Below are 494 nucleotides of genomic sequence, written 5' to 3' on the forward strand. Positions count from 1 at the left end.
CTTTGGCGCGGCGTGGTTCAGCCAAGACTCCATTAATGCCTATTGGCAGCAGACTTATCATCAGGCTTCGCCGCTGGAGCCGTTGTCCGAATACGAATGGTGGCGCACGGGCGCGAAGCTGCAACAAGACGCATACGCCTTTTCAGACGACCTCAAAGCACGTTTGGCAGGACAGCCTGTGATTGCCGAACCGGAACCTCAAATCGCTGAAGACGACGGGTCGTCTGAACAAAATGCGCAGCTCAATGCGTCCGAACCGCACGAAAAAAACCGTCCCGCCAACGGACGCCAAGCTCAAACGGCGCAACACGGCGGACAACCCGAAGCACATCATCTCCCTATTACCCCACCTGCCAATATCGTTCTCGGACAAGGCGACAAAGTCTTTTTTGCGGGCGACTCGATGATGCAGGGCGTTGCGCCTTTTGTCGAAAGAAGCCTGAAAAAACAATACGGCATCCAGTCGGTAAACTTAAGCAAACAAAGTACCGGAT

General features: G+C 54.3%; 1 protein-coding gene. It reads left to right on the forward strand.

Annotated elements, in window-relative coordinates; all coding sequences use genetic code 11:
* A partial coding sequence (locus ACTHUR_RS19135; RefSeq protein WP_440400356.1) for a DUF459 domain-containing protein occupies positions 1 to 494 on the forward strand: 494 nt, incomplete at both ends.

It is taken from the genome of Neisseria sp. P0021.S007 (assembly GCF_051956855.1).